Origin of the sequence: Pseudomonas sp. D47 (genome assembly GCF_045447305.1) — a bacterium.
GTDB lineage: Bacteria > Pseudomonadota > Gammaproteobacteria > Pseudomonadales > Pseudomonadaceae > Aquipseudomonas.
In genome coordinates this window covers 56,698-77,824 of the sequence record NZ_JBJGXU010000015.1, presented here as the reverse complement: position 1 = coordinate 77,824, position 21,127 = coordinate 56,698, and the positions used below count along the sequence as shown (strand labels likewise).

Here is a 21,127-nt window from a genome sequence, read left to right as displayed (position 1 = left end):
CGATGGGGTACTGGTCACATTGACCGACGGAGGGTGGTTTGGTTCTGGGCCCTCTCTTATCCCAGCCAAATCCCACAGCCATTGGAGACCAACATGTGGGAGCTGGCTTGCCTGCGATAGCGGTGTATCAGCTATCACAACGTTGACTGACCGGCCGCCATCGCAGGCAAGCCAGCTCCCACATTGATTCTGCTGCGTGGCTGATGGGTGGGTACAATGCCGCTCCCCAAAGGAGCCCAAATGACAACCCTGCTCACCGACTGGCGCCACCGCCCCACCCACCGCCGCGTCTGGGCCCTGGCCGCGCCGATGATCCTGTCCAACATCTCGGTGCCGCTGGTAGCCCTGGTGGACAGCATGGTCATCGGCCACCTGCCCCACGCCCACCAACTGGGTGCCGTGGCCGTCGGTGCCAGCCTGTATACCTTCCTCGCCTGGGCCATGGGCTTTCTGCGCATGGGCTCCACCGGGTTCGCCGCCCAAGCCGCCGGGCGAGATGATGGCGCCGCACTGCGGCAAATCCTGCTGCAAGGTTTGCTGCTGGCGCTGAGCCTGGCGATGTTGCTGGGCACGGTCGGCATCCCCCTGAGCCATCTGGCCCTGGAGTGGATGCAGCCTTCCCCCGAACTGAATCAACTGACCCGCGATTTTTTCCACACGCGCCTGTTCGGCTTGCCCGCCGCCTTGGCCAGCTACGCTTTGGTCGGCTGGTTCCTGGGCACACAAAACGCCCGCGCGCCGCTGGCGATTCTGCTGACCACCAACCTGGTCAACATCGCCTTGAACCTGTGGTTCGTCCTCGGCCTGGATTGGGGTGTGGTCGGCTCCGCGCGCGCCTCCGTCATCGCCGAATGGACCGGCGCCCTGCTCGGCCTGGCGCTCACACAAAAAGCCCTGCGCGCCTATCCCGGGCACATCGCCTGGGCGGCCTTAACGCTGTGGCAAAGCTGGCGCCCGCTGCTGGCGGTGAACCGCGACATTTTTATCCGCAGCCTTGCCCTGCAATCGGTGTTTTTCATGATCACGGTGCAGGGCGCACGCCTGGGCGATGCCACCGTGGCGGCCAATGCGCTGCTGCTCAACGGCCTGCTGCTGACTGCCCACGCTCTGGACGGTTTGGCCCACGCCGTTGAGGCGCTGTGCGGGCATGCCATCGGCGCCCATGACCGTCAGGCGCTGCGCCGTTCATTGGTGGTCGCGTGCGGCTGGTCGCTGATCGCCAGTGTCGGCTTCGCGCTGTTGTTCACCTTCGCCGGCCACCTGTTTATCGCCATGCAAACCGACATCCCCAGCGTGCGCGAAACCGCCGACATGTACTTGCCCTATCTGGCCGTGCTGCCTTTGATTGCGGTGTGGAGTTACCTGTTGGACGGCCTGTTCATCGGCGCCACCCGCGCGCGGGAAATGCGCAACGGCATGCTGCTGACTGTGCTGTTGGTGCTGCCGTTTGCCTGGGCGTTGCAGAGCCTGGGCAACCACGGCCTGTGGATAACCTTTCTGCTGTTCATGGCCTTGCGCAGTCTTACGCTGTGGGTGATCGCTTGGCGATTGAGCAAAAGGAACGAATGGCTTGGCGCTTCGACCTGTTAGTTCTCACAGGTTACAAAAGCCCGTCATCGGCGTTGAATGGAGGTGGGCCCTGAAGAGCGATAAATTCAGTTCCCAACCTTCTTGCAACCCAGGGACGAACCCACATGGGCGGCAATAGCACCGAGACCTCAACGGTGTACAGCCTGTACCGTCAAAAATATCGAGAAAAATAAGCAACGCAGACATCTATCCTTTCAGGAAGGACCCGACATGGATCGCAAAAGCCCCGCCGTTTTCACCGCCGTTTTGGTCAGCGTTTTCATGCAAGTGGCCAACGCCGACTCCGCACCGACGCAAAACGTGCCCGATGGGCAAGTTTTCATAGCGCCCGTACAGGCACCCGAACCCCCTGCTACAACCGTTGTTCTCAAACCGGTGGAAGTACGAAATAACAGCACGTTCGTGGTCTCTGTATTCCAAAAAGGCAAGAAGGAAACCCTCCAGCCTAACGGCATATTGACCATGGACTTGAGCAATGGCGTCATCACGCTGTCCACCACAACCAAAACGGACGCAGTGAAGTTCATAACACTGTCAGGCAAAACCGGTGCCTGCCAACAGGAAAACTGCCTGACGTTACAATAAGCCTTGGCGTTATCGGATCAATCGCCCGGCGTGAACCTGATAAATGCGGTTACCCGATCCAGCACCGGCGCCAGCCAGCGTAAGGGCCGGGAGATCGACGCCACCAATGTCGCGTGGTTGGTCTTGGTGAAGTAAAACTCTTCAACCGGCACATCTGCCGCGCGCAACTTCTTCGCCAGCCCGCCGGTATTGCGCGTGGGGTTGACCAGGCTGTCGGACGTCGAGGCAATCAACAGGCTCGGCGGTGCTCCGGCACTGACATGGTTGATCGGCTGGGAATCGGGCGGTGAGTCGGGAAAGAAAAACACCGGTTTCACGTCAGGGTTGTCAATCGGCAGGAAGTCATACGGCCCGGCCAGGCCGACCCAGCCCTTGAGCATCGATGGCGACATATTCACTTCGCCAAGCCAGCGCGCATCCAGCGCCAACATCGACGCGTTGTAAGCACCCGAGCTGTGGCCCATCAGGTAGAGCTGCTTGGGGTCGGCGCCGTAGTCGGCGATGTGCTGATAGGTCCAGGCGACGGCCTGGGCGTTGTCCTGTAGGAACAGTGGGTAACGCACTTGCGGGTAGAGCCGGTAATCGGCAATCACCACCACGATGCCGCGTGAAGCCAGGGCTTCGCCGACAAAACCGTAGTCATCCTTGGCACCGCTGTTCCAGCTGCCGCCGTAGAAAAACACCACGACAGGGGCGTTGGGCGAGGCTTTGCTCGGACGGTAGATATCGAGTTTTTGGCGCGGGTCATCGCCGTAGGCAATGGAGGCGGTTTTGGTGAAGGTGCTGGAGGGCGTCAGCGCGTTGAGCACTTTGATTGGGGAGCACGCGGCAAGCAGCGCGGCGAATGCCAGGGTGAAGGCTTGCAGGAATTTACTCGACATCGTTCAGACCTCACACAGAAGGTACAACCAAACGAAGGTCAACATGTGGGAGCCGGGCTTGCCCTCGATAGCATCACCGCGATCGATCAAACGGTCCGCGGTGATGCTATCGCAGGCAAGCCAGCTCCCACACAAGCCCGGCTCCAACATTAGAGCCGGGTCACTTCAGTTACGACGACAGGTACGAAGACCGCGTCAAACCCAACCGCAACGCATCCAGAAACTGCGTACGCTCCGCCGCACTGATCTTCGCGCTCGCGCACTTGTCACGGTAATGCGTCATCAACTCCTCCGGCGACAAGTGCACATAGCGCAGCATGTCTTCGATGGTGTCGTGGGTTTCGATCCCGGCGCTGTACACAGACCCGTCTTCACGCTGGTAGATGTTCACCGAGTCGGTGTCACCGAACAGGTTGTGCATGTCGCCGAGGATTTCCTGGTAAGCGCCGACCAGGAAGATGCCCAGCAAGTAGTCTTCACCGTCGTTCAAGGCGTGTACCGGCAGGCTGGTCTCGATGCTCTGCTCGTCGACGTATTGCTTGATCTTGCCGTCGGAGTCGCAGGTCAGGTCCTGCAATACCGCACGGCGCAGCGGCTCTTCGTCGAGACGGTGCAACGGCAGAATAGGCAATACCTGGCCGATGGCCCAGGTGTCTGGCAGGCTCTGGAACACCGAGAAGTTGCAGATGTACTTGTCGGCCAGCTTGTCATTGAGTTCGTCCAGCACCTGGCGGTGCGAGCGCTGGCGGGCTTTCAACGAGTTGTGCAGGCGGCGGCACACGGCGAAGTAGCACTGTTCGGCGAGGGCTTTTTCCGCCAGGGTCAGTTTGCCGTCGGCGTACTGGGTGGCCACGTCGCTCATGTAGTGCGTGGCGCGCCAGTAGGTCTCGGTGACCATTTCAATGTCGGTCGGGCCCAGCAGGTCCACCAGCCATTGCACGGTTTCCGGCAGGTTTTCCTTGTTCTCGATCAGCGGGATTTCGTCGTTGTGTTTCTCGACGTCGGTGACTTGCACCACCAGCATGGCGTGGTGGGCGGTCAGGGAGCGGCCGCTTTCGGAGAAAATGTTCGGGTGCGGCAGGCTCTGCGCGTCGCAGAATTCCTTGAGCATGCCCACGACCACACCGGCGTAGTCGTCCATGTCGTAGTTGATCGAGCTGGCGTTACGCGAGTGCGTACCGTCGTAGTCCACGCCCAAGCCGCCACCGACGTCGATGTGGTCCACCGGCAGGCCGAGGTTGCGCAGTTCGCCGTAGTAACGAATGGCTTCCTTGAACCCGTGCTGGTAGTCGGCCAGGTTGGCGATCTGCGAGCCCATGTGGAAGTGCAGCAGGCGGATGCCCTGGTCGAGGCCGGCGTCGCGGAAGCGCTCGACCACCGACAGCAGTTGCGCCGCCGACAAACCGAACTTGGACTTCTCACCACCGGTGTCCGCCCATTTGCTCGACGCCAGGGACGACAAGCGCACGCGCAGGCCGACCTGTGGCTTGACCTTGAGGTTGGCGGCCTCTTCGATCACCAACGCCACTTCGGATTCTTTCTCGATCACGATGAACACGTTGTGGCCGAGCTTCTGGCCCATCAGCGCGAGGCGGATGAACTCACGGTCTTTGTAACCGTTGCAAACGATGGTGCCGCCCTTCGGCGCCAGGGCCAGCACGGCCAGCAGCTCAGGCTTGGAGCCGGCTTCCAGGCCGATGGACACGTCTTGGGTGGCAATGATGTTCTCGATCACCGCTTCCTGCTGGTTCACCTTGATCGGGTACAGCGCGGTGTACTTGCTCTGGTATTCCAGGCGCTCGATGTTGGCGTCGAATGCACCGGTCAGCTGGCGCACGCGGTCTTGCAGGATATCGGGGAAGCGCACCAGCAACGGCAAGGACAGGCCGCTCTTGCGCAGCTCGTCGACTTGCTCGTACAGATCGACAGGCGTGCTGTTCGGGCCGTTCGGACGGACTTCAACGCGACCGGCTTCATTGATCGCGAAATACCCGGCCCCCCAATGGCGAATCCCGTAAACACTGCGGCTGTCCGCAACTGTCCATTGGCTGCCATCGTCTTTGCGTGTGCGTCGTACGGACATCGAAGTCCCCTATAAATGAAGGCGAAGGCGCCGCCCCTGGTTTGAGGCTGGCGCAGTCTAAAGAATGAAAATGACGATTTGCCTGTGAGCAAGGTAAGACCTCACTCGCAGGACAGAGTTTAGACACAGGTTGGGAAGAGGCTTTCAGCCGCCGGACTTCTTGGCCTTGTACCCGAGCTTGATCAGCTCGGCCAACAGCAACTCGACGTGATCGCCCTGAATCTCGATGACCCCGTCTTTCAACGCGCCACCGGTGCCACAGCGCTTTTTCAGCGTGGTGGCCAATTCCTTGAGAGCGTCTTCTGCAAGCGGCGCGCCGGTGATGGTGGTCACCGTCTTGCCACCACGGCCTTTACTCTCGCGTCGCACGCGGGCAATGCCGTCGCCTTCAGGGATCAGGGTTTGTTTGCAGGTGCACGAATCCACGGGCTGACGACAGTCCGGGCAGTGTCGACCTGCGTCGGTGGAAAATACCAGGCCACCAAGGGCGGCGAAGGATGCGGCTTTTTTGGCCACCGGCAATCCTCTTGGGAGGACAAAGACTGATCGGTGCTCGCAATGAGGATCACCGACCGCGAAGCCCCACTCAGGCAGGGGCAGCGCTACCGAACCGCAAAGGTGGTTCGGGGGAAAAGTCGCGCAGTGTAACGGCAAAAAGCCGACTTGCTAAGAGCCAAATAGCGCCAATTTATGCAACTTTAGCGACGCGAGGCCAGATAGCGCCGCAAGCCCTCTTGAGCGTCCGGGCAGTAAGGCTTTTGCTCAGCTTCCTGTAGGACAATTTCTATGGGTAAAAAGCGCGCCTCCATGACTTCCTCCGGCTGCAGGTGCAACGGGCCATCCCAGACCGCCGAGTAGGATTTGCACCAGAGCCGACTGTCGCCATCCTCAAAGTAGAAATGGTCATGCTCGGTCAATTGCACACCCGCCACCCCAAGCTCTTCTTCCAGCTCGCGGGCTGCCGAATCAGCGTAGCTCTCGCCTGCCGCGACCATCCCACCCGCCGCCGTGTCCCAGAAGCCGGGGTACATGGCTTTGCTCAGGGTGCGCCGATGCACACACAGCTCACCGGCTGAATTGAACAGGAAAATAAAGGTGCAACGGCCGATAAGGCCGCGCTGGCGAAGGTCGGACCTGACGAGGGTGCCGAGCAGGTTGTCCTGCTCGTCGACCCAATCGATCAGTTCAGCATCAGAGGCCGCGCGGTGCGCGGCCTCGTTGTGACTAGCGTCCATCATCAACCCTGGTTGAGGAGCTGACGCAAGTCGATCACTGCGGCGTTTGCCCGGGAAATATAGTTGGCCATGACCAGCGAGTGGTTGGCGAGGATGCCAAAGCCACTGCCGTTAAGAATCATAGGACTCCAAACCGGCTCCTGCGAGGCCTCCAGCTCACGAATGATCTGGCGCACGCTGACGGTGGCGTTTTTCTTGGCCAGCACGTCGGCAAAGTCGACTTCGATGGCGCGCAACAGGTGGGACAGTGCCCACGCCTGGCCACGGGCTTCGTAGAACACGTTGTCGATCTGCATCCATGGGGTTTCCACCACTTCCTCATCGAGCTGCGGCACTTCACCCGGCGCCAGGGCTTCGGTTTTCAGCGCGGTGTTCAGTTTCACCCGGCCAACACTGGCCGACAGGCGTTGCGACAACGAACCTAAGCGGGTAGCGACGTCCCCCAGCCAGTTGTTCAGGTTGTCGGCGCGGGCATAGAAGAGCGCGCCGCGTTGGTTCGGGTCTGACAGGCGTGCTTCGTAGCGGCTCAGGGAGTTAATGCCTTCCTGGTACTCCGACTCGCTGGACGGCAGCACCCAGCTCTTGTTGTCGAAGTTGAAACGCGGCTCGGCCTTGGCCAAGTCGGCGTCTTCAGCCGACTGCGACTGGGAACGGGCGAAGTCTTTACGCAGCGCACGGGTCAGGTCACGCACCTGCACCAACACGCCATATTCCCAGCTCGGCATGTTGTCCATCCACAAGCCTGGCGGGAAACGGTCGTTGGAAATGTAGCCACCAGGCTTGTTCAGCAAGGTGCTGACCACGGTCTTGAGGGTTTCGACGGTGGTGTAGCCCACCACCATCTGCTTGCCTTCCTTCTCGGCGGCAAGCTGGGCATTTTGCTGGACCGGGAACAGCGCGGGCTCTTCGCTCCAGTACCAACCCAGGCCGCCGGTGACCAACAGGTACAAACCCAGCACGCTGAGCACGGCTCGGCTCATCACCAGGTTGCGAACGTAGCTACGGTTGGCCGACTTGGGCTCAGGGGCGGGGCCTTTGGCAGTGCCTGCGCGGTTTTTCCAGTCCAGCATGGCGATATCCTTTCAATCACTTGAGTTCATGCACGTCATTTGTCCGGGTGCGTTCAAACACTCCGACCACAACCCTACCCCATCGTGCCCATCGGCGCGGGGCTTTTAACCGAAAGCGGCGCATGGGAGGAAGTAGGACTATAAAGGATGCACGTTTTTTACGCTGCGCGACCATCAAGTCAAAAATTGAATGGCACAGACTTGTACTTAATTGACGTATGACACTCATGTAAGAGAAAAGAGGTGCTAGCATAGAGCCATCAGTCGACCTCAGCATGCAGCCTAACTAGTAGTCAGGATATGACCGAGTCAGAAGACCCGAGCCGTGAGCGTCTCAAGCACCATTTTGCCCAGCGGGTAATTCATCAGGCACGTCAAATTCTTGAGATCTGGCAGCGCCTGCAACGCAGCGAATGGTCGAACACCGATTTGTCCGAACTCAGCGAAGCCAACCTGCGCCTGCTGCGCTTTGCCGAGCGTTTCGAACAGCCCGAGCATGGCCAACTGGCGCGGCATATTGGCGAATCGCTCAAGGTGGTCGATGAAAATCGCGGCCGCCTGAGCAGCCAAGTGATCACCGAGCTCAACCGCCTGATGCAGCGCCTGTCCCGCACCGGCCTGCGCCAGGGCGACCAGCTGGAACAAACCTTCCTGCCGCCGATGCGCAAGCCGATCTACGTGATGCTGGCCGATCACGACCGCGCCGAACGCCTGGCCAAGCAGCTGGAATTCTTTGGCATGAGCGCCCAGCCCCTCGACAGCGTGGCGGCGTTTCGCGCCTCCCTGGCCGAGCGCCTGCCCTCTGTGATCGTAATGGATGTGGATTTCTGCGGCCCTGGCCTGGGCCTCACGCTCGCCGCCGAAGCCCAGGAAGGCCTGGAACAAAAGCTGCCGCTGCTGTTTTTCAGCCTGCATGAAACCGACACGCCGACGCGCTTGGCCGCCGTGCGCGCCGGCGGTCAGGAATTTCTCACCGGCACCCTCGAGGCTTCGAGCCTGCTGGAAAAAATCGAAGTGCTGACCTGCGTCGCTCAGTACGAGCCGTATAGAGTGCTGATCATCGACGACTCGCGCGCCCAGGCCCTGCACACCGAGCGCCTGCTCAACAGCGCCGGCATCGTCACGCGCACCTTGATCGAGCCGATCCAGGCGATGGCCGAGCTGGCGGACTTCCAGCCGGACCTGATTATCCTCGACATGTACATGCCCGCCTGTACCGGCACCGAACTGGCCAAGGTAATTCGCCACAACGACCGTTACGTCAGCGTGCCAATCATCTACCTGTCGGCCGAAGACGACCTGGATAAGCAGTTGGATGCCATGAGCGAAGGCGGCGACGACTTCCTCACCAAGCCGATCAAGCCGCGCCACTTGATCACCACCGTGCGCAACCGCGCCGCCCGCGCACGCAACCTCAAGGCGCGGATGGTCCGTGACAGCCTGACCGGGCTGTACAACCACACCCATATCCTGCAATTGCTCGAAGACTGCAGCTTCCGCGCGCGCCGCGAGAACAAGCCGTTGAGCTTTGCCATGCTCGACATCGACCACTTCAAGCGGGTCAATGACAGCCACGGCCACCCGATGGGCGACCGTGTGATCAAGAGCCTGGCGCTGTTTCTCAAACAGCGTTTGCGCAAGACCGACTACATCGGCCGCTACGGCGGTGAAGAATTCGCCATCGTGATGCCCGACACCGACCTGGAATCGGCCTGCAAGGTGCTGGACGAAATCCGCGGGCGTTTTGCCGAAATTCATTACCCGGCCCAGCCGCAGGATTTGTGGTGCACCTTCAGCGCCGGGCTGGTGGAGCTGTGCGACGGCTCCGACAGTTTGATGATGGCCGCCCAGGCGGATGAGGCGCTATACCGCGCCAAGAACGCCGGACGTAACCGCGTGCAAGCCGCGCGCACGTCAAAGCAAAGTGCCACCTTTTCACCGGAATCCACTGAATCCGTCATAACTCTGTAATGGAAACGCAATAACTTCAGGCACTTATCTTTTGCTGTCGGTTGAAACCACGCATGCGCCTGAAGCTGCTGACCAATCTGAATACCCTCCTTCTGGTGGCCGTGTGCCTGGCGCTTGGGGCGACGCTGTGGTGGTCGCAACGGGCGCTGGAGCGGCCTTATTTGCTGATGGAACGCTACCTGGGCCTGTCGCAAACCTTTCAGAACCAAGCCGCGCGCAACATCGACGACTATTTGGCCAGCGGCGATGCCCTGCGCTTGAGCAGTGCCGGCCAGAGCCTCGAAAGCCTGTTGCAGCACTTGGACGAACTGCCCGCAGAGCTGGGGCAAAACCTGCGTCCCAGCCTGGTAGACCTCGATACCTTCAGCAAAACCGACCTGCTGGCCGCCGGCAAACTGGCCGGCGACCCGCAAGCCCTGCTGTTGCAAGCCGAACGCGAATTGGGCGCGAACCTGGAGCAACTGAGCCAGTACGCCATGGGCGTCAACTCGCCCGAGGCCTCGCGTTATCTGCCGCCGTTGCTGGCCGCGTCCCAGCACTTGGGCAAGCTGTCCCTGGCCCGCGACAAGCTGGTGAGCAGCGGGCGCGCGGAACTGGCGGATGATGTGGAGCGCGAAGTCGCCAGCATCCGCACCCAGGCGGACCTCTTGGCGCAGCTGCCGTTGCTCGGCGTTAAGGCCAGTGCCGAGTCCAACACTGATGACTTTTCCGCCATGATGGGCCTGGAAAACACCGTGAAAACCGAAGCCCAAGACACTGGCGTCGACCTCAAGCGCGAACTCAACAGCCTGCTGACCCGCTACCCCGCCGAACTCAAACGCACCCGCGACCAGATCCAACTGCGCACCGCGCTGGCCGACAGCACCCATGTGAAAATCGCTACCGTGCAGCAAGCCATCGCTGGCCTGGAGCCGGTAGTGCGCGCGCAACACGCCAAGATCCAGGGCGAAGTGCGCCTGATGCAAGGCGTGATGATCGGCCTGATTCTGCTGATCGCGCTGCTGATCGACACGCTACAAAGGAAGCTGGCGCGCGTACTCACCAACCTCGCACCCGCCTTGTCGACCTGGGCCGAAGGCGACTTCAGCCGACCGATTGCCTTGGGCAAGACCAACCGCGAGCTGCACGATATCGAAGCCTCGCTCAACCGCCTGCGCGCTTATCTGGTCGATTTGGTCGGCACCATTCGCGGCAATGCCGAAGAAGTGGCCGGTAGCAGCCGCGCCCTCGCCGAGCTGAGCAGCGGCCTGCACGACGGTGCCGAGCGCCAGGCCGGGGACACCGCGCAGATCCGTGATTCGTTGGGTGAACTGGAGGCGACCATCCAGCAAGTGGCCGGTGATGCCAGCCAGGCCGCCGGTGCCAGCCGCAGTGCGGGCCAGGCCGTGGAACAGGGCCAACGCGTGATCGGCCTGAGCCTGACCGGGCTGCATGCCCTGGTGGGCGAAGTGCAGCAAAACGCGCAGATGATCGAAAAACTCGCCGAAGAATCCGCTACCATTGGCGGTGTGCTGACGGTGATTCGCGCGATTGCCGACCAGACCAACCTGCTGGCGCTCAACGCCGCCATCGAAGCTGCGCGTGCCGGTGAGGCCGGGCGCGGGTTTGCCGTGGTCGCCGATGAAGTGCGCTCGCTGGCGCAACGCACCGCCGGCGCCACGGCCGAAATCCAGACGCTGATCGCCGGCCTGCAAACCGCCGCCCACCAATCGGTGCAAGGCATGCGCACCCAGGTCGAACACGCCGAAGCCACTGCCCAGCAAGCCCAGGCGGCGGACGGTGCCTTGGATGAAATCGTCGGGGCTATCCAAACCATTTCCGACACGGCGGTGCGCATCGCCGATGTAACCGCACAGCAAAGTGGCGCCGTCAGTGAGATTCGCGATAACAGCGAGCGGATTCACCAGCTGGGTGAGGACAATTTGCTGCGCATTGGCCAGGGCCGTCGCCAAGGCGAACACCTGCTGGTGCTGGGCGGGCAGCTCAACACGGCCGTGCAAGCCTTCCGCGTCTGACCCAATCGCCCGTCATGCGGAGATTAAAATGTGGGAGCGGGCTTGCCTGCTACCACAGTGGATCCGCGCCGATTTCGGGCCGTCTTACCAATGACCGGAATCTGACCCGCAGTCACAAATTTTGCGCAATCCTCGCTAATCGTGCCGCCTACTGCATAGAACTGGACAGTCACAAACGCTTTGCGGCATAGTCGCCGAGTTCTGCCGTACCCACATCAATAACAAGGAACAGCCGATGGCGACCTTATTGGTTCTTCACGGACCCAACCTGAACCTGCTCGGCACCCGCGAACCGGGCGTCTACGGGGCAGTGACCCTGGAACAGATCAACCTCGATCTGGAACAGAGGGCTCGTGATGCCGGCCACCATTTGCTCTACCTGCAAAGCAATGCCGAGTACGAATTGATTGATCGCATCCATGCCGCGCGCGGCGAAGGCGTGGACTTTATCCTGATCAATCCCGCCGCTTTTACGCACACGAGTGTTGCATTACGTGACGCGCTGCTGGCGGTGAGCATCCCATTCATCGAAGTGCATTTGTCCAACGTGTACAAACGCGAACCTTTCCGCCATCACTCTTACTTCTCCGACGTAGCGGTAGGAGTGATCTGCGGCCTTGGCGCCAGCGGTTACCGACTGGCCCTGGAGGCCGCCCTGGAACAGCTTGAACAACCGGCCAAGCGCCCCTGACCGACCCTTGGGAGTTGATGATTCATGGATATCCGTAAAGTTAAGAAACTGATCGAACTGCTGGAAGAATCCGGTATCGACGAGCTGGAAATCAAGGAAGGCGAGGAGTCCGTACGGATCAGCCGTCACAGCAAGACCCCAGCCCAACAGTTCTACGCACCGCAAATGCAAGCACCGGCTCCAGCGGCTGCTCCAGCCGCCGCACCTGCTGCTGCAGCGCCTGCCGCACCGGCTGCGCCTGTACTGAACGGCTTCGTGGTCAAGTCGCCAATGGTCGGTACGTTCTACCGCACCCCGGCACCGACTTCGCCAGCCTTCGTTGAAGTCGGCAAGACCGTGAAAGTGGGCGACACCATCTGCATCGTTGAAGCGATGAAAATGATGAACCACATCACGGCTGAAAAAGCCGGCGTCATCGAATCCATCCTGGTAGAAAACGGTCAGCCGGTTGAGTACGACCAGCCGCTGTTCACCATCGTTTGAACCGCGGAGCGCCTTCGATGTTGAAACCTGCGAAGAAACTGCAAAAAGTCCTGATCGCCAACCGCGGCGAGATCGCGCTGCGTATCCTGCGCGCCTGTAAGGAAGAGGGCATCAAGACCGTCGCTGTTTACTCGACGGCCGACACCGAATTGATGCACGTGAAGCTGGCCGACGAGGGCATCTGCATCGGCCCGCCACTGGCGACCAACTCGTACCTGAAAGTCTCCAACATCATCGCGGCCGCTGAAGTGACCGGCGCTGATGGCATCCACCCGGGCTACGGCTTCCTCGCGGAAAACGCCGATTTCGCCGAACAGGTGGAAAAATCCGGGTTTGCCTTCATCGGCCCGAAAGCCGACACCATTCGCCTGATGGGCGACAAGGTATCGGCCAAGGACGCCATGATCGCCGCCGGCGTACCCACCGTTCCAGGTTCCGACGGCCCACTGCCTGAAGACGAAGAAACGGCTCTGCGCATTGGTCGTGAAGTCGGCTACCCGGTGATCATCAAGGCCGCCGGTGGCGGTGGTGGTCGCGGCATGCGCGTGGTGCACAAGGAAGAAGATCTGATCGAAGCCGCCAAACAGACTCGCTCTGAAGCGGCTGCCTGGTTCGGCAACCCGATGGTCTACCTGGAGAAGTACCTGACTAACCCACGTCACGTGGAAGTGCAGGTTCTGTCCGACGGCCAAGGCCACGCCATCCACCTGGGCGACCGCGATTGCTCGCTGCAACGTCGTCACCAGAAGGTACTGGAAGAAGCACCGGCACCGGGCCTGGATGAAACCGCGCGCCAGGAAGTTCTGGCTCGTTGCGTCAAGGCCTGCATCGACATCAACTACCGTGGCGCCGGTACTTTCGAGTTCCTCTACGAGAACGGCCGTTTCTACTTCATCGAGATGAACACTCGTGTGCAGGTAGAGCACCCGGTGTCGGAGATGGTCACCGGTATCGACATCGTCAAGGAGATGCTGAGCATCGCCGCCGGCAATGTGCTGTCCTTTACCCAGGACGACGTGAAGATCCACGGCCACTCCCTGGAGTGCCGGATCAACGCCGAAGACCCGAAAACCTTTATCCCAAGTCCAGGCCTGGTCAAGCATTTCCATGCTCCAGGCGGCAACGGCGTTCGCGTCGATTCGCACCTGTACAGCGGCTACAAGGTTCCGTCCAACTACGACTCGCTGATCGGTAAGCTGATTACCTGGGGCGCTACCCGCGACGAGGCCATGGCCCGTATGCGTAACGCCCTGGACGAAATCGTGGTTGACGGCATCAAAACCAACATCCCACTGCATCGGGATCTGGTTCGTGATGAAGGCTTCTGCGAAGGTGGTGTGAACATTCACTACCTGGAACACAAGCTGGCTAACCAGTAAGTGTTCCCCCAACAAAGCCGCCTTCGGGCGGCTTTGTTGTTTCTGGGCTATCAAGAACAGCACAAAATCCTGTGGGCGCTGGCTTGTGTGGGAGCTGGCTTGCCTGCGATAGCATCGCACCGGTACCAGGAAAGACCGAGGCGCCTGCATCGCAGGCAAGCCCGGCGCCCACATAAGCCCTTCCCACATTTGGACTGAGTGTGCAGTCAGCACAGTCGTCTTCTGCACGCCGCTCGCGTAAACTTGCGCCCTTTCGCGACCCAGCCGGTCGCACACTCATTTTTTCAAAGGTGCCCGCCATGCCTTGGCTGCAAGTCCGTCTCGCCATCAGCCCAGAACAAGCCGAAACCTACGAAGACGCGTTCCTCGAAGTGGGCGCCGTGTCGGTGACCTTCATGGACGCCGAAGACCAACCGATCTTCGAACCCGAACTCAACACCACGCCGCTGTGGTCCCACACCCACTTGCTGGCCCTGTTCGAAGACGGCACCGATGCCGCCGCCGTCCTGGCCCATATGCAACTGCTCACCGGTAGCCCGCTGCCCGAGCATCACAGCGAAGTGATCGAAGACCAGGACTGGGAGCGCAGTTGGATGGACAACTTCCAGCCGATGCGTTTCGGCCAGCGCCTGTGGATCGTGCCGAGCTGGCACGCCGCGCCTGAGCCAGAGGCGGTCAACCTGCTGCTCGACCCGGGCCTGGCGTTCGGCACCGGCACCCACCCCACCACCGCGCTGTGCCTGGAATGGCTCGACGGCCAGGACCTGGCCGACTGCAACGTGCTCGACTTCGGCTGCGGCTCAGGGATCCTGGCGATTGCCGCCCTGCTGCTGGGCGCCAAGCAAGCCGTAGGCACGGACATCGATGTGCAAGCCCTGGAAGCCTCCCGCGATAACGCCGGGCGCAACCACATCCCTGAGGGCAAATTCCCACTCTACCTGCCGGAGCAACTGCCCCAGGTGCAGGCCGATGTGTTGGTGGCCAACATCCTCGCAGGGCCACTGGTAGCCCTGGCGCCGCAGCTGTCGAGCCTGGTCAAGCCAGGTGGCCGCCTGGCGCTGTCGGGCATCCTCGCCGAGCAAGGCGAAGATGTGGCGGCGGCCTATGCTAAGGACTTCGAGCTGGACCCGATCGCCAACCGCGATGGCTGGGTACGCATCAGTGGGCGTCGGCGCTAGAATGAGCGCTTGCCTGAATCGGATGGCCGCATGACCGACAGTTTCGTCACCCAGTGCCCACATTGCCAAGCGCGTTTTCGCGTCAGCCACGCTCAATTGAACGTGGCCCGTGGCGTGGTACGTTGCGGCTCGTGCCTGCAAGTGTTCAACGCGATTCGCCAGTTGCTGGAGCAGCGTGCCGGGGCATCAGCGTCGAAACCTGAACAGCCAGCTGCGGTTGAACCAGCGGTTCAACCGACGCCCAAGGCAGCCCCCGCAATACCAAGGGCCATCAGCCAGAAACAGTGGGCCGCCGAAGACCTGGACCTCGACAACCTGGACCTCGACGAAGAACTGGCCAAGCTGGAACGCCGTCAGGCAAACGTCGACCGCCGGCAACCTGAGGACTCACTCAGCGCCACCCGCGGCACCGTTAAGGCCGACGAAGAAAAATGGGCCGCCAGCCTGTTCAGCGAACCGCCTGAAGAACGCCCCCAAGCGCCCGAAGACGAGCCTGAACCGGCGGCTGCGACCAAGCAGCGCACCGAGCCATCGATGTCGTTTCACACGGGCGATATCGACAAAGAGCCGCTGTTGCGCTCCTCCCCTGACGATGACGACTTCGACCCGCCGTTCACGCCCCTGACCCATGCCGTGGACGAGCCCGAGCCTGAAGAACGCCCTCAGCCGCGTCGCAAGCGCCCGCGCCCCGATGCCGGCCTTCACGACGCCGTCCTCCAGGACCTGGAAGACGACCCACTGCATCTTTACGCGCAGAAACGTCCGTCCGGCTGGGGCCGTCGCCTTATCTGGATCATCCTGGTTTTGTTGGCTGCTGCGGGCCTCGCAGGCCAGTACATCGCCTATCAATTCGACGAACTGGCCCGCCAGGACGCCTACCGCCCATGGTTCCAGCAACTGTGCCCCACACTGGGCTGCACCGTGCCATCACGGGTCGATATCGCACATATCAAGAGCAGCAACCTGGTGGTGCGCAGCAACCCGGAGTTCGCCGGAGCGCTGGTGGTGGATGCAATCCTCTATAACCGCGCGACGTTCTCCCAGCCCTTCCCGCTGCTGGAACTGCGCTTTGCCGATTTGAACGGCGGACTGATTGCCAGTCGTCGCTTCAAACCGGCCGAATACCTGAGTGGTGAGCTTGCCGGAGTGAGCGAAATGCCTTCGCAGACACCGATCCATATCTCCCTGGACATCCTCGATCCAGGCAATAAAGCCGTGAATTACAGCCTGAGTTTCCACTCGCCCGAGTGAGGCGCCACACGCGTCGAGGTTTGACGGCAGATTATTGACTGGGCTGCGCAACCAAACCAGCGGCGATAAAGAAATAACTGTTCAGATTTTATCCAATTCAGCCTTTATCCAGTCATCGAGAGCGGGTATCATGCCAACCCTTTTTCGAACTCTAATGATCCGGCCCCACAACAGGGAAGTCCTATGTCGGCGGTACGCATCGGCCCATACACATTGCCAAATGGCTTGATCCTCGCCCCGATGGCGGGCGTCACCGACCAGCCCTTTCGTCAGCTGTGCAAGCGTTTGGGCGCGGGTCTAGTAGTCTCTGAAATGGTCACCAGCGACATGAGCTTGTGGAACACCCGCAAATCGCGGATGCGCATGATCCACGAAGGTGATCCCGAGCCCCGCTCGGTCCAGATCGCCGGTGGTGATGCACAGATGCTGGCGGCTGCGGCCCGGGCCAACGTGGAGTTGGGCGCACAGATCATCGATATCAACATGGGCTGCCCGGCCAAGAAGGTCTGCAACAAGGCCGCCGGTTCCGCCCTGTTGAAAGATGAGCAATTGGTAGCCGAGATCCTGCAGGCCGTTGTCGCCGCAGTGGATGTGCCGGTCACCCTGAAGATTCGTACCGGCTGGGACCGGGACAACAAGAACGGCCTGACGGTGGCGAAGATCGCCGAACAGGCAGGCATTACAGCGCTGGCGGTGCATGGCCGCACCCGCGCCGACCTTTACACCGGTGAAGCCGAGTACGACACCATTGCCGCGATCAAGCAGGCGGTGTCGATTCCGGTGTTTGCCAATGGCGATATCGATTCAGCCGAGAAAGCCCGGCGCGTGCTGCACGCAACCGGTGCCGATGGCTTGTTGATAGGCCGGGCCGCCCAGGGGCGGCCATGGATTTTTCGTGAGATCGAGCATTTTCTGCGTACCGGCGAAGTCTTGCCGGCACCGGAGCTGACCGAGGTGGAACGTATTCTGCTAGAGCATCTGGCCGCCCTGCACGCCTTCTATGGAGACGTGATGGGAGTACGCATTGCTCGCAAGCATGTCGGCTGGTATCTCGCAACCTTGCCGGGCGCCAGGGAGTTTCGCGCCCAGTTCAATCGTTTGGATGATACGCAAGCACAGGTCGCCACCGTTCGAGAGTTTTTCAGCGAGCGCGAAAAGAGCCTGGGGACAGGGGACGGAGAGGGGGTGGCCGCATGACGATGATGACCGAGACTTTAGTGAGTGGAACAACACCCGTGAGCGACAACGTCAATTTGAAACAGCACCTCAACACGCCGAGCGAAGAAGGCCAGACCCTTCGCGGGAGTGTCGAGAAGGCGCTGCACAATTATTTCGCCCACCTTGAGGGCGCTTCCGTCACGGACGTGTACAACCTGGTGCTCTCCGAGGTCGAGGCCCCCTTGCTCGAAAGCGTGATGAACTACGTCAAGGGCAACCAGACCAAAGCCAGTGAGCTGCTGGGCCTCAACCGTGGCACCTTGCGCAAAAAGCTCAAGCAGTACGATTTGCTGTAAGCATTCAATCAAACCAGAAAGGCGCCCGCGTAAAAAACGGACGCCTTTTTTGCTGACTCCTTTGCTTTTGATGGAAATTGAAATGACCGACCAGACTACCCGCCTGCCGATCCGCCGCGCCTTGATCAGTGTTTCCGACAAGACCGGGATCCTCGAATTTGCCCGGGAGCTGGAAGCCCTGGGTGTGGAAATCCTCTCCACGGGCGGGACCTTCAAACTGCTGCAGGACAACGGCGTGGCCGCAGTAGAAGTCGCGGACTACACCGGTTTCGCAGAAATGATGGACGGTCGGGTCAAGACCCTGCACCCGAAAATCCACGGTGGTATCCTCGGTCGTCGCGGTATCGACGACGCCATCATGACCGAGCACGGCATCAAGCCGATCGACCTGGTGGCCGTTAACCTCTACCCGTTCGAAGCCACCATCAACAAGCCTGGCTGTGACCTGCCGACCGCCATCGAAAACATCGATATCGGCGGCCCGACCATGGTCCGCTCTGCCGCCAAGAACCACAAAGACGTGGCCATCGTGGTTAACGCCAGCGACTACGCCCAAGTGCTCGAAAGCCTCAAAGCCGGTGGCCTGACCTACGCCCAGCGTTTCGACCTGATGCTCAAGGCGTTCGAACACACCGCCGCCTACGACGGCATGATCGCCAACTACATGGGCACCGTGAACCAAGCGGCTGAAACCCTCAGCACAGAAGGTCGCAGCCAGTTCCCGCGCACCTTCAACAGCCAGTTCATCAAGGCCCAGGAAATGCGCTACGGCGAGAACCCGCACCAGAGCGCGGCGTTCTACGTTGAGGCCAAGCCGGCTGAAGTCGGCATCGCCACCGCAACCCAGTTGCAAGGCAAAGAGCTGTCCTACAACAACGTGGCCGACACCGACGCCGCGCTGGAATGCGTGAAGAGCTTCGTCAAGCCGGCCTGCGTGATCGTCAAGCACGCCAACCCGTGCGGCGTGGCTGTGAGCCCGGACGCTGAAGGCGGTATCCGCCAGGCGTACGAACTGGCCTATGCCACCGACACCGAATCCGCGTTCGGCGGCATCATCGCCTTCAACCGCGAGCTGGATGCCGAAACCGCCAAAGCCATCGTCGAGCGTCAGTTCGTCGAAGTGATCATCGCCCCTTCCGTCAGCATCGAGGCCCGCGCCATTGTTGCCGCCAAAGCCAACGTGCGCCTGCTGGCCTGCGGCGAGTGGTCGGCTGACCGTGCCGCTGCCTGGGACTACAAGCGCGTCAACGGCGGCTTGCTGGTACAGAGCCGCGACATCGGCATGATCGGCAGCGAAGACCTGAAGGTCGTGACCAAACGCGCGCCAACCGAGCAGGAAATCAACGACCTGATCTTCGCCTGGAAAGTCGCCAAATACGTTAAGTCCAACGCCATCGTCTACGCCAAAAACCGCCAGACCATCGGTGTCGGCGCCGGCCAGATGAGCCGCGTGAACTCGGCGCGTATCGCCGCGATCAAGGCTGAGCATGCAGGCTTGCAGGTAGTCGGTTCGGTAATGGCTTCCGATGCGTTCTTCCCGTTCCGTGATGGCCTGGACAATGCCGCGAAGGCCGGTGTTACCGCCGTGATCCAACCGGGCGGTTCAATGCGTGATGCAGAAGTCATCGCCGCTGCGGACGAAGCCGGCATTGCCATGGTCTTCACCGGCATGCGCCACTTCCGCCACTGACAGATCGACAGATCGTTCCCACGCTCTGCGTGGGAATGCCTCTACGGACGCTCTGCGTCCGAGGGACGCGGAACGTCCCGGGCTGCGTTCCCACGCGGAGCGTGGGAACGATCAACTGACAGAATTTGAGGTTTATGAAATGAATGTTTTGATCATTGGCAGCGGTGGCCGTGAACACGCCCTGGCCTGGAAAGTTGCCCAGGACCCGCGTGTCCAGAAAGTTTTTGTCGCCCCCGGCAACGCCGGCACCGCCATTGAAGCCAAGTGCGAAAACGTCGCTATCGACGTATTGGCCCTGGAGCAACTGGCTGACTTTGCCGAAAAAAATGTGTCCCTGACCATCGTCGGCCCGGAAGTGCCGCTGGTTGCCGGCGTTGTGGACCTGTTCCGCAGCCGTGGCCTGGACTGCTTCGGCCCGACCGCTGGCGCTGCCCAGCTGGAAGGTTCCAAGGCGTTCACCAAAGACTTCCTGGCGCGCCACAAGATCCCGACCGCCGACTACCAGAACTTCACCGAGATCGAGCCAGCACTGGCTTACCTGCGTGAAAAAGGCGCGCCAATCGTGATCAAGGCCGATGGCCTGGCCGCCGGTAAAGGCGTAATCGTAGCGATGACCCTGCAGGAAGCCGAAGACGCCGTGCGCGACATGCTCGCCGGCAACGCTTTCGGTGACGCCGGTTCGCGCGTGGTCATCGAGGAGTTCCTTGACGGCGAAGAGGCCAGCTTTATCGTGATGGTCGACGGCAAAAACGTCTTGCCAATGGCCACCAGCCAAGACCACAAACGCGTCGGCGATGCTGACACTGGCCCGAACACCGGCGGCATGGGTGCTTACTCCCCGGCCCCAGTGGTCACCAGCGACGTACACAAGCGCGTGATGGACCTGGTGATCTGGCCGACCGTGCGTGGCATGGCCGACGAAGGCAATGTGTACACCGGTTTCCTGTATGCCGGCCTGATGATCGACAAAGCCGGTAACCCGAAAGTCATCGAGTTCAACTGCCGCTTTGGTGACCCGGAAACTCAACCAGTGATGCTGCGCCTGCAATCGAGCTTGGTGCTGCTGGTGGAAGCTGCGCTGGCCCAGGCGCTGGACAAGGTTGAAGCGCAGTGGGACCCACGTCCGAGCGTTGGCATCGTGCTGGCGGCCGGTGGTTACCCTGCCGATTACGCCAAAGGCGATGTGATTGAAGGCCTCGACGCAGCTGCTACGCTAGAAGGTAAGGTGTTCCATGCGGGCACCGCGCTCAAGGATGGCAAAGTTGTAACCGCAGGTGGCCGCGTCTTGTGCGCCACCGCGATGGGTGCCAGTGTCGACGCCGCGCAACAACAGGCGTACAAGCTGGCCGCGAAAATCGACTGGAAAGGTTGCTTCTACCGCACGGACATCGGCTACCGCGCCATTGCCCGTGAACGTGGCGAGAACAACTGAGGCGCTACATTCAAGTAGCTATCCGTTCGGTTAGGCAAGGGCCTCTGGCCCTTGCCGTACCCATGTCGCCCCGCGCATA

The 21,127-nt window shown here is 61.0% G+C and carries 18 protein-coding genes; 13 read left to right on the top strand and 5 right to left on the bottom strand.

Translation table 11 applies throughout. From position 1 onward, the window contains the following. Positions 1-240 precede the first annotated feature (240 nt). Entirely contained in the window at positions 241-1,590 is a 1,350-nt protein-coding gene (locus ACI77I_RS12870; protein WP_406997723.1) for an MATE family efflux transporter, read from the top strand. A gap of 210 nt (positions 1,591-1,800) precedes the next feature. Next, positions 1,801-2,175: a hypothetical protein gene (locus tag ACI77I_RS12865; protein WP_406997722.1), complete on the top strand. Its 375-nt coding sequence runs from the start codon at positions 1,801-1,803 to the stop codon at positions 2,173-2,175. A gap of 17 nt (positions 2,176-2,192) precedes the next feature. Here the strand turns inward: ACI77I_RS12865 and ACI77I_RS12860 are convergent, their stop codons facing one another. The 5 genes from ACI77I_RS12860 to ACI77I_RS12840 form a co-directional block, all read right to left on the bottom strand. Further along, positions 2,193-3,056, bottom strand: coding sequence for an alpha/beta hydrolase (locus ACI77I_RS12860; protein WP_094949805.1), 864 nt, complete (start codon positions 3,054-3,056; stop codon positions 2,193-2,195). A gap of 169 nt (positions 3,057-3,225) precedes the next feature. Continuing rightward, a complete protein-coding gene (gene speA, locus ACI77I_RS12855) occupies positions 3,226-5,139 on the bottom strand; it encodes an arginine decarboxylase (RefSeq protein ID WP_094949804.1) in 1,914 nt (637 codons plus the stop codon). Positions 5,140-5,283: 144 nt separating this feature from the next. Next, positions 5,284-5,655, bottom strand: a complete 372-nt coding sequence (locus ACI77I_RS12850; RefSeq protein ID WP_094949803.1) for a translation initiation factor Sui1 — start codon at positions 5,653-5,655, stop codon at positions 5,284-5,286. A 182-nt stretch (positions 5,656-5,837) separates the two neighbouring features. Next, the gene (locus ACI77I_RS12845) at positions 5,838-6,374 is read right to left on the bottom strand and encodes an NUDIX hydrolase (RefSeq protein ID WP_094949802.1); all 537 of its coding nucleotides are present in this window, start codon (positions 6,372-6,374) and stop codon (positions 5,838-5,840) included. 2 nt (positions 6,375-6,376) lie between these two features. After that, a complete protein-coding gene (locus ACI77I_RS12840; RefSeq protein WP_094949801.1) occupies positions 6,377-7,444 on the bottom strand; it encodes a DUF2333 family protein in 1,068 nt (355 codons plus the stop codon). A gap of 300 nt (positions 7,445-7,744) precedes the next feature. On the opposite strand from ACI77I_RS12840, the gene ACI77I_RS12835 reads away from it, so the two are divergent. The 11 genes from ACI77I_RS12835 (at position 7,745) to purD (ending at position 21,048) form a co-directional block, all read left to right on the top strand. Then, entirely contained in the window at positions 7,745-9,415 is a 1,671-nt protein-coding gene (locus ACI77I_RS12835; protein WP_094949800.1) for a PleD family two-component system response regulator, read from the top strand. Positions 9,416-9,468: 53 nt separating this feature from the next. Continuing rightward, positions 9,469-11,430 carry a methyl-accepting chemotaxis protein gene (locus ACI77I_RS12830; protein ID WP_406997721.1) on the top strand — a complete coding sequence of 654 codons (1,962 nt, stop codon included), beginning with the start codon at positions 9,469-9,471 and terminating at the stop codon, positions 11,428-11,430. 235 nt (positions 11,431-11,665) lie between these two features. Continuing rightward, positions 11,666-12,121: a type II 3-dehydroquinate dehydratase gene (gene aroQ / locus ACI77I_RS12825; RefSeq protein ID WP_094949798.1), complete on the top strand. Its 456-nt coding sequence runs from the start codon at positions 11,666-11,668 to the stop codon at positions 12,119-12,121. A 24-nt stretch (positions 12,122-12,145) separates the two neighbouring features. After that, positions 12,146-12,604, top strand: coding sequence for an acetyl-CoA carboxylase biotin carboxyl carrier protein (gene accB / locus ACI77I_RS12820; RefSeq protein WP_094949797.1), 459 nt, complete (start codon positions 12,146-12,148; stop codon positions 12,602-12,604). A gap of 17 nt (positions 12,605-12,621) precedes the next feature. After that, positions 12,622-13,983 (top strand): acetyl-CoA carboxylase biotin carboxylase subunit, encoded by a 1,362-nt coding sequence (gene accC / locus ACI77I_RS12815; protein WP_406997720.1) that lies wholly within the window; start codon positions 12,622-12,624, stop codon positions 13,981-13,983. Between the two features lie 299 nt (positions 13,984-14,282). Further along, positions 14,283-15,161, top strand: a complete 879-nt coding sequence (gene prmA, locus ACI77I_RS12810; protein WP_094949795.1) for a 50S ribosomal protein L11 methyltransferase — start codon at positions 14,283-14,285, stop codon at positions 15,159-15,161. A 30-nt stretch (positions 15,162-15,191) separates the two neighbouring features. Continuing rightward, on the top strand, positions 15,192-16,412 hold the full coding sequence (locus ACI77I_RS12805; protein ID WP_094949794.1) for a DUF3426 domain-containing protein: 1,221 nt from the start codon (positions 15,192-15,194) through the stop codon (positions 16,410-16,412). A 183-nt stretch (positions 16,413-16,595) separates the two neighbouring features. Further along, a complete protein-coding gene (gene dusB / locus ACI77I_RS12800; RefSeq protein WP_242154184.1) occupies positions 16,596-17,609 on the top strand; it encodes a tRNA dihydrouridine synthase DusB in 1,014 nt (337 codons plus the stop codon). Beyond that, the gene (gene fis / locus ACI77I_RS12795; protein WP_002555375.1) at positions 17,606-17,926 is read left to right on the top strand and encodes a DNA-binding transcriptional regulator Fis; all 321 of its coding nucleotides are present in this window, start codon (positions 17,606-17,608) and stop codon (positions 17,924-17,926) included. Before dusB ends, fis begins: the two co-directional genes overlap by 4 nt. An 82-nt stretch (positions 17,927-18,008) precedes the next feature. Beyond that, entirely contained in the window at positions 18,009-19,616 is a 1,608-nt protein-coding gene (gene purH / locus ACI77I_RS12790; RefSeq protein ID WP_094949792.1) for a bifunctional phosphoribosylaminoimidazolecarboxamide formyltransferase/IMP cyclohydrolase, read from the top strand. A gap of 139 nt (positions 19,617-19,755) precedes the next feature. Then, positions 19,756-21,048: a phosphoribosylamine--glycine ligase gene (gene purD, locus ACI77I_RS12785; protein ID WP_094949791.1), complete on the top strand. Its 1,293-nt coding sequence runs from the start codon at positions 19,756-19,758 to the stop codon at positions 21,046-21,048. Positions 21,049-21,127: the final 79 nt, after the last annotated feature.